At 41.5% G+C, this 8,698-nt stretch carries 8 protein-coding genes; 1 reads left to right on the top strand and 7 read right to left on the bottom strand.

The window, feature by feature from the left end; all coding sequences use genetic code 11:
• Positions 1-333: 333 nt before the first annotated feature.
• From E0496_RS30135 to E0496_RS30125, 3 genes are all read right to left on the bottom strand, one after another.
• Positions 334-750 carry a DUF7674 family protein gene (locus E0496_RS30135; protein ID WP_141505673.1) on the bottom strand — a complete coding sequence of 139 codons (417 nt, stop codon included), beginning with the start codon at positions 748-750 and terminating at the stop codon, positions 334-336.
• A 342-nt stretch (positions 751-1,092) separates the two neighbouring features.
• Positions 1,093-1,479: an Imm41 family immunity protein gene (locus E0496_RS30130; RefSeq protein WP_141505671.1), complete on the bottom strand. Its 387-nt coding sequence runs from the start codon at positions 1,477-1,479 to the stop codon at positions 1,093-1,095.
• 544 nt (positions 1,480-2,023) lie between these two features.
• Positions 2,024-2,488 (bottom strand): DinB family protein, encoded by a 465-nt coding sequence (locus tag E0496_RS30125; protein WP_139997398.1) that lies wholly within the window; start codon positions 2,486-2,488, stop codon positions 2,024-2,026.
• Between the two features lie 215 nt (positions 2,489-2,703).
• Here E0496_RS30125 and E0496_RS30120 point away from each other — a divergent pair, with 215 nt between their 5' ends.
• Positions 2,704-4,005 carry an IS1380 family transposase gene (locus E0496_RS30120; RefSeq protein ID WP_141505670.1) on the top strand — a complete coding sequence of 434 codons (1,302 nt, stop codon included), beginning with the start codon at positions 2,704-2,706 and terminating at the stop codon, positions 4,003-4,005.
• Between the two features lie 35 nt (positions 4,006-4,040).
• Here the strand turns inward: E0496_RS30120 and E0496_RS30115 are convergent, their stop codons facing one another.
• The 4 genes from E0496_RS30115 to E0496_RS30100 form a co-directional block, all read right to left on the bottom strand.
• A complete protein-coding gene (locus E0496_RS30115) occupies positions 4,041-4,262 on the bottom strand; it encodes a hypothetical protein (protein ID WP_141505668.1) in 222 nt (73 codons plus the stop codon).
• Positions 4,263-4,439: 177 nt separating this feature from the next.
• On the bottom strand, positions 4,440-5,468 hold the full coding sequence (locus E0496_RS30110) for an aminoglycoside phosphotransferase family protein (protein WP_141505666.1): 1,029 nt from the start codon (positions 5,466-5,468) through the stop codon (positions 4,440-4,442).
• A gap of 545 nt (positions 5,469-6,013) precedes the next feature.
• Complete coding sequence (locus tag E0496_RS30105; RefSeq protein WP_141505664.1) at positions 6,014-6,685, bottom strand: DNA alkylation repair protein; 672 nt, start codon at positions 6,683-6,685, stop codon at positions 6,014-6,016.
• Between the two features lie 475 nt (positions 6,686-7,160).
• On the bottom strand, positions 7,161-8,435 hold the full coding sequence (locus E0496_RS30100) for a stalk domain-containing protein (RefSeq protein ID WP_241675040.1): 1,275 nt from the start codon (positions 8,433-8,435) through the stop codon (positions 7,161-7,163).
• Between the last annotated feature and the right edge of the window lie 263 nt (positions 8,436-8,698).

Below are 8,698 nucleotides of genomic sequence, written 5' to 3'. Positions count from 1 at the left end.
GGAAGTTGTAGGCATATTTAATCATTCGCTATGGACTTCGCAGATTCACTATCCATAAATGGATGCTATTACATATTTGTTTTTTTCAAGTCCTTGTTCCTATGGGCTTTCGTAATTCAGGTTAATAGAAAGTCCTCCAGTCGATGTGTTCTCATATTACTTACAGTTTAAGTAACGGAACCAAGTGGGATAATGTTTCGAATATTTGGAAGATGCCTAGTTATAGAGATTTTAGTTCCGCTCTACATAGCAAAGACGTCAACTGGTCGATCTGGCCAGCTCACGTCGTGTCATCATCGAACTATCGTTCCCAGATAGTTCAATGACATCAAACTACTGCAAGATATTTAGATTAACTTCTCTTCCATATAACGTCTCAACTTCCCTAGACAATCTTCTTGTTTCATTCCCTACATACTTTAAGGCATTTTTAAGAACATTTATATCGTCACCTATTCGAGCCATCACGGTTGCGCAAACTACATTCCTGATTTCAACGTCGCTACTTAATGCCATATTCTCAAGAAAAATAAAGATTCTTACGAGTAATTGCTCATCCTCTATTGTTAATTGTTGTTTTTGAAGCTGGTTAATTAAAAATGGATTCAATATATTGCCAAAAGCTACATGCGGAGGTATCTCACCTTCTTCTTTCCATAAACCCTCAAGCTCTTTTTCGTAAAACGGTTGCAACTTGGGATTTATTTTTAGCATCTCTTGAACGATGTTTTTGTAAGTTAAGTTCATCATTTACTCATTCCCTTGCGGACAAATTTACTTAATGTATTTCCATACGTTTACTCAACTATCCTGCCCGTTAGTTGAACAGACGTAGAGGTTAGTTATCGTTTGTTTCTTAAGATCTTATAAATAATTACACCAGCCATAATAAGAAAAACAACAATAATTATGGGGAACCACGGGTTCCCTATAACAAAATAACTATCGTGATATTGAAAGTCTTCACTTAAAGGATACATAGTCATTCTCCTTGTAGTTTCACTAATCTGCAAGTTATTTCAATGAGGCTGCAGTTCATTGCCAGCAACTACGTCCTCGTGTTTGTTAAGCTATAGTTCTCCGTTAGCTCAATCACTTTTTGTATTTTGGATTAATTAAATCCTCATCGTACAACTCTTCTTTGAAAACCTTTCCAGTGAAGTAGCCTAAATATGCAAATTCTAACCTCTCAATGTAAAGGTGCAAATTTTTCTCAGGAATATTTTCAACCATATATAAATCTTTCGGATGGAAATGCCAAAGGAGGCTTCTCATTATAAAAGTATAAGTTTTACTAACCATTTGGGATAAATCTCTATTCAAATTATTTTGATTTGAAGTTTCGTCGGTGATGTCCACTATGCAGTTAAAGTAATCCCAAAAGGCCTCTTGGTTGAAATTATTTTGCTCGTGTAAAAAGTAAATAAAACTATTTTCTGTACCTTCATAATTACTTTTCAATACTTCAACTGCTTTCATTGTCTATCTCCTTCCACCTGATATTAGAGTAGGACCCCGTTGTTGCTGCAAGTTTATTGAACTATCGTTACCCGTTAGTTGAATCTTTGTTAATGTGATCAGTAAATTTAAATGCGTGTATTAAACAACTTAGATGGTCTAGTTTAACACCAATCATATCATTGAATACTTCGTAAATTAGCTTTGCTAATTCTATTTCATTTGTACATGCTATACACTTTTGTATAATCACATTGATCTCAATATCATACTCGTTCTGTGGAGCACCCCCAGCTAACAGACCGACAGGATCCCAGTTAAAAGCTCTTTACTTATTTCCACGCCTTATCACACCTTATTTGCAAACTATATAGTAAAATTATTTTCTAATCTGCTTTACAATCCTGCCTGTTTATATAACGAGTAACGGCAATCCGATCGTGTGCAGGTTGCCGTCAAGTCGTGGTACTATCGTTACCCGTTAGTTGAATGTCCTTTGTTCCATGGTTGAGCGATTTTGACGTGCTCTAGCGAAACTTATTATATTGATCGGAGTCTCATGATCCTACATTTGCTGTTTAATGGCTTTAATCGTTGCAAAATGCATGCCTTCGTGATACAAACAAAAACTAAGACACTCCTTAACGGTCAATAGTTCAAGACCAGCCGAAGTAACAAATGGCTTCTCGAGATTGTCTTCTAGCCTGTGCTCCAAGATTTGCTTAATCCGATCGATTTGCTTAGATAGTAAAACAGCAATTTCATCCAAGCTAGGTACTTGCGTTCCCCAGCTTTCCGGCTTAGTCCCAGGAGCAAACAATTCTGCAATATGCTTAGGCAAATCCATCTTCTCATTCGTTAACGCAAAAGAAAACTTCTCATGAACAAGAAGAATGTGCCCCAGATTCCACAGAATATTGTTGTTAAAACCTCTTGGTACAGTGCGTGTCTCTTCCTCGCTAATCCCGTCAACCAGTTTTATTGTATTACCTCGAACAAATCGTAATTGTTTAAAAAGATAATTAACCATACCTCATTCTCCCCTTTGAAAATATTATGGTTGCTACACTGCATAATAATGACCATATTTTAACATATCCTACCGTGGAGGATAACCGCCCGTTTCTACGATAAACCTAAATTACGAAAGTATCACCTCATAAGAAAATAAAAAAGTGCCCTAATCTTTTGGTAGAATAGTGTTTGTCGAGAACACATCACCCAAAAGAGAGGAGCACCTTTAAGGTGAATTCTACCACAAAAATCAAATCTTTAAAAACGGAATTTTCTGTGAGAAATGCCACGAATTTTGCAGGAAGCAAGGTGATCCTGGGATTCCTTGAAGCCATCCATTTGAATCAAGCCCTCCAGACTCTAGGACTAGCCAAAGCAGCGAACGCCATCTATCCTACCCATCGTATTTTTCAGTATCTCATCATCGGTTGGCTCCTGGGCTGTGAACGTCTCTTTCACTTCGATTCGCTACAAGAGGATGCGTTGGTGAAACATGCGCTTGGCGGACGGTTGCCTCATCACACCCTGCTAAACAAGGAGTTGCTTCGTCTCGGGGCGGCTCACGACGAACTGGCCCCCGCACTCCGAAAGCTGAATGTGGAGATGATCGCACCTCGGTTGCCTGATTCACTCATTCTCGATCTGGACTCCACCGTAGAAACGGTGTACGGCAACCAGCAGGGCGCGGAGGTTGGCTTCAACAGTCAAAAGCGCGGACGCAAAAGCTACCACCCCTTGCTCGTGTATGAAGGACAGTCGCGAATGCTCCTGGGTGCCTCGCTCCGACCAGGTAACACGAGCAGTTCCACCGATGTTCTTTCTTTTGTGGAGCAAACGTTGGATGTGCTTGGTGACCGCAAGGTCTGTTATGCGAGTTTTGACAAGGGCTTTGGCGGAGAAGATTTCTACGCCTTTTGGGAGGCACAACAAATCGGATATGTCGGCAAAATGAAATGGACAGAACGTCTTCTGCAGCAGGTGCAAGCTTGTGAGCATTGGACACGCTTTGTCGATGACGAGTGGGTTATCGAAGGACTCGTCCTGTGCTATCAAGCGACGACTTGGAAAAAGACTCGCCGTGTCGCTGTCATCCGTAAGATGCAGCGTTTTGATGGAGATCAGTCTATGTTTGAACTCGACTTTCTCTGGCAGTACGAAGCCATGGTCACAACGGAAGCTTGGGAATCCATCGATGTGTGGCGATTCTACAACCAGCGCTGTTGCATGGAGAACTACATCAAAGAGGGCAAAAACGGATTTTCCATTCACCGCATTCCGACGCAGTCCCTTGCTGCCAATGAAATCGACCTGCTTTTGAAGCTGCTTGCCTACAATCTGTTTGATCGTTTCAAGCATCACTGCTGTAACCCTATCCGACAATCGTATACGATCCAGCGGTTTAGACGAGAGGTTTTCCGATGCGCCGGTCTGCTTGTGCGCCATGGTCGGCAGACCACGTTAAAACTGGCGACGTCTTTTCGAAACCAAAGCAGCTGGCGTCGCATGGAGAGAAAAAGTATTTTATTGGAATGATCGATAATCCCAAAGTTAGTTGAATACAGAGATTTTTAAAATTTAATTTTTCTAAATAAAAAGGGAATACAAACTAATGCTAAACCTGCAAGAACAAAGATAAAACCGTAAATTATGAGTGAAGGTATAGTGGCTGGGATGAGTATTCCAAGCTCATATATTGATTCCCCTCTAGCTTCTGTTAATAAAACAACAAATCCTTTATAAATAGCATATAGCCCAAAAAAGGGGATAATCCATACTAGGTTTTTAATCAAAAAATTCCTCCTTTATTCGTCAATAATAAGAACGATATATTTTGAAAAAATTTGCATACATCATCTTTTCTATTTTTCAAATGTTTTCGTTAACCTGCCAGTTAGCATAACGAGGCTGACGATTTATGTCGGCACCTCGTTCTGGTGATATGAAGCTATAGTCTCCCTTAGTTCAGGCTATGTAACCAGATGTGACCATCCAGGGTTTGTCTTCATTTCATAGATTTTTTGGAGAGTATGGACATGCTTCGTCTTCTCGCCATCAGCCTCTGTGTGGAGATACCCCTCTACCAGCCTGTACCCGAATACGAGAAGAATTATTTCATAGACACAATGATCGGCAATTCGGGTTAGAGGTGTATACTCCGAAAAGCCTTTGTAATACGCAGGAACGCATCGCTGGTAGTATTCGACCATGTGATCGATATCCGGTTCATCTGCGATAAGGCTTGCGAGATCCTCGCCCAGGTAGCCCCATCCGCTGGTATCCCAGTCGATGAGCGCGATACTCCCTTCAGCATAGATCAGGTTGGTTACCCAGAAGTCTCGGTGGCATAGCACGAGGGGCAATTTTTCGATACGAGCGAATATCTCGTCTGCTTGCTCATCGATGTCGATGAGCATTTGCCGCACGTGCAACGGGAAACCGCAATCCTCCGAGCGTATATAATCGTAGACGACCGGCCATGACCGATAATGCAGGTACGTATTCTTCATGAGATCTGCATGGCTCAGATTAGTCAGGTTCTGCAGCACAGCAGGTTGCTCCGCATACAACTTGCCTTGGAAGCGCCCTAACTCCAGTGCGGCCTTTTCATACATGTCGCCAGTCAAGTCTAAACCGGTTACGCCATCGATATATTCTAGCCACAGCTGGTATTCATTTTCTTCGGCATTGAGCTCAGCGTGATAACATATCGGCCAGCGGAGGGATTGCGAGAACGTCGATCCCAAGTCAGACGAATAGAGATCATATTCCCGACGCCATGAGCCCGGATCATCGTAACGCTCCCATTTATTCTGGATTTTCAGCACTATACGGTACGGCAATTTGTTGCCATCCACGCTTTCGGCGATCCCCGTTATCAGGTACACTTTTCCCACAGTTCCGCCCTGTAACGGCATCGTTTGGCAGTCGGCAGAGATGATATCCGTCTTGAAGCGTTGGTTTAAAACGTAAAGCAGCTTTTCAAGTTCAATATTCATTTATTCCTCCGTTTTCTCCGTTTGCTTACTCCACATGGCGAGAGTTTTGTTTCGAGTACTCTTGTCGATGAGGTAGCTCGTATTATCCTGGATATGCTCGCTACCATACAGCGTGGCATAGACCCATCTATTGAGAGGACAGAAGCCGTTAATCCAGCTGCTTAGATGATTATATCAAATGTAATTCCTAATTTTGGGGGAGACTTTAGTTATAACTATTTTGCCCGTTAGTTCAACGATGATGAAACACTAATTGACCACATAACCAAGGAAAAAAAGGCAGCACTCCAAAACATCTCTGTCCCGTAACGTCTTTTATTTACTATTTTTCCAATCGCTTTCAGCAAGGTAATTACAAATAGAAAACTAAATAATGGCACAAGGTATACTGCGCTGAAAAGAAAAAATACCATTAAAATAACCTCCTCCTTTTCTGACTGGCGTCCATTGCTCAGTCTCTGAGCCATACCTATTGAATTGTTCTGGCAAGATCATTTTTGAAGCTATCGTTATCCGTTAGCTATTTTCATTGAACTAGCGTTACCCTATTGTTGAACATCAAGTTTGTTAACTTCAATCGTAATGAACTCCGGTAAATAGCTGGGAGTACATCCTTTTGCTACTATTTCATCTTTGTAAAGAGCCGTTTTCTCACCAAGTCTAATACAACGTGCGCGATACTTTTCATCATAAACGCCTATCCAGCCTGCAGTGAAATTCATAGCCCATTGAACTTCCGGTTCTTCCTGCGTAATATTAGCTTCTAATGTAGATAGTAATTCTGCGGTGTTATCAGGCGGTGTTTGTCCAGTCCATCTCAATCGCGCTTGATAATACCAGAAAGCTCGCCTTTGAAGAGCAGAAGGGCTATTTTCCCATGACTCCATCAATGCAATGGTCTTCTTGTCTTTGGTGAGCTGATTAGCCATTAACCAATCCATTAAGTTATTTCGCTCATCAAAAGTGTGAGGCTTCATATCCTGATCAAGCTTATTTAGCACTTCTTGTGAAAGAAGTTTTTTATCCATAATTAAGATTGCTAATAATCTTGGCAAAAACTCTTCGGTTGACCAAAGTTCCATAGCTAGTTCGTGATCTTTTTTAATGTCCTTTGCGATTTCTCGTAAGTCGCCTAGCTTAGTTTTACTATTGATCTGAGGTAGAATGTTTTCTGTTTTTGAAGAACGTATTATTTCTGTACCTTTATTTTCATTCATTTTATCCAACTCCTACCTTGATGGGATATATCAAAAACATAATTTCGTTATAAGTCTTATTGCAGTTGCGTGCCCCCCAAATTTACCTTTTTAATATTGTAACATTATTAAAGCTTTCTCCAACTGCCGCCAGTCTAAAACTTTATTTTCCCGGTCTAATACTTTATTTTTCTTTAATACTATTTTATTCTCTGGACATTATAGTCGGTGAATAGACCGTTGGCTGGCGGGCATCGTCTTCTGGTCATTCTCCATCCCTAACTCCTTCCATACGTCCAATGATCGCTTGAGTTGCGTCAAGTACAGTAGACTAGACGTTAAGCTCCCGGTTTGAAGAAACAACACGGAGAATATCTCATTAAAATCATAGTTGGAAATACCAGTATGAATGAAATAGACTGCGGTCAGCGAAATACAAAGTGCCAAAAAATGTTGCAACAAGTATATACAAATTGAGAAAGGAAATATCGCCTTTTTAGCCCTCTTGATTATCGAAAACGGTCAGTGAATTGTCTAGAAGCCCTGTCCAAATGTTCACCGATCGATCGTTAGGATCATATTCCACCTCATAACCAAATGCTTCAGAAATAAAGCGGAGCGGTACATAGGTGACATTAATGATATGTGGCGGACTATCCAGTTGGACTGCCTTACCGTTTATGTACGCAGTGTGGCTGTCGATTTTCATTTTTAAAGTTAATCCGTTTTTTATGGCAGTTATGGTCCGGTCTGTATTGTTCCATTCAACTTTGGCTCCAAAAAGTTCAAACAGGTAGCGCATTGGCACTTCTGATCTGCCATTCACGACGTTCAGTGGCGGTGCAAAATTTAGTGGCATATCGTCAATGTTCAACTGGTTGATGGATCGCCAAGTCCGGAATGACCATTGCTTGGTTAGTGATGCACCACCGGTTTCAAAAGACACATCGGCCGTGTATGTCCGATCGCTCCTCAACTGTCTCTGAGCCGTCAGCACATAGCCGTTGCCCGAGTCAAGCTTCTTCACGCTAAGCGGAATGCTGATATGTCTGCTGCCAGATTGTGTGCTTAACGACGCCTTTATACTGGATACATCCCGCTTATTGCAAAAGACTGTAATGGTCATTCCTTCTCCCTGAATCAGTTTATCTATATCTTCCGGTTCAATGTAACCAGCAAACACCTCATTCATCCCGTCGTAGGGATAAACACTTGCGACTGACGGAGTCGTTTTATCGTTTTCTACTTTTAATACTCCCACAATCACTGTGGACCTTCCTACTCTCGCTATGCCAAGCGCGGACACCTCCGGATTCAGAAATACTTCCCTGCGATTATGAACCAAGGACAGCTCGTGAATTTCTGATGCCATATCGAATTCCTCGTAAGCCCTTTCCTTCATATATACCGTCTCTAGAATTTCCTGATTCGTCCCCTTGTACCCAGCCGCAGACACCCTTTTCTCGGACGTAGGCTGCGTATAATACTCAAAGCCCTTTTCTTCGGCGGAGAGATTCCCCTGAGACTTTAACGTATAATGAGCATTTGCATAGCGGGCATGATTAACAGCCGCTTTAACGAGAGCAGGATCAAGCTTAACCTCGGACAATCCCATTTTCAGGCGAAGTTTGTTGACGGAAATCAACGCTTTCTGTTGCTCAGCACTACTGGTGCCATCGTAAAATTTTTGTGCTGCCAGCACATTGGGAGCAGATGTCAGGAGAGGAAGCATTATAAGCAGCAAGCAAGAAATAAGCATCCATTTTTTCACCAATCTGTTCAACCTCCTAAAAAATTCATATATTACCAGACGCCAATCTCCGTAAAAGGTTGCTGAGCTACCTGTTCACGGTCCATGCTATCTTGAAAAACAAAAAGGCATTCCGTCCAACTTAAAGAAATTACATTAGGACGTGTCTGAAAACTCATTACTGAGACAATTTGAAGATGGCAGCTACATATACAAACGACAAAAATGACTTGGCTAACTTGTCGTAACGAGTAGCCACACGTCGGAAGTGTTTGATTTTATTA

It is taken from the genome of Paenibacillus luteus (assembly GCF_006542765.1).
Lineage (GTDB): Bacteria > Bacillota > Bacilli > Paenibacillales > Paenibacillaceae > Pristimantibacillus > Pristimantibacillus luteus.
The sequence above is the reverse complement of the archived record's forward strand: the minus strand, read 5'-3'. Positions and strand labels throughout refer to the sequence as shown.

Bases quoted from the DNA above. Each gene is read 5' to 3' on its own strand.
- E0496_RS30135 (WP_141505673.1), bottom strand. From the start codon at position 750: ATGATGAACTTAACTTACAAAAACATCGTTCAAGAGATGCTAAAAATA.
- E0496_RS30130 (WP_141505671.1), bottom strand. From the start codon at position 1,479: ATGAAAGCAGTTGAAGTATTGAAAAGTAATTATGAAGGTACAGAAAAT.
- E0496_RS30125 (WP_139997398.1), bottom strand. From the start codon at position 2,488: ATGGTTAATTATCTTTTTAAACAATTACGATTTGTTCGAGGTAATACA.
- E0496_RS30110 (WP_141505666.1), bottom strand. From the start codon at position 5,468: ATGAATATTGAACTTGAAAAGCTGCTTTACGTTTTAAACCAACGCTTC.
- E0496_RS30105 (WP_141505664.1), bottom strand. From the start codon at position 6,685: ATGAATGAAAATAAAGGTACAGAAATAATACGTTCTTCAAAAACAGAA.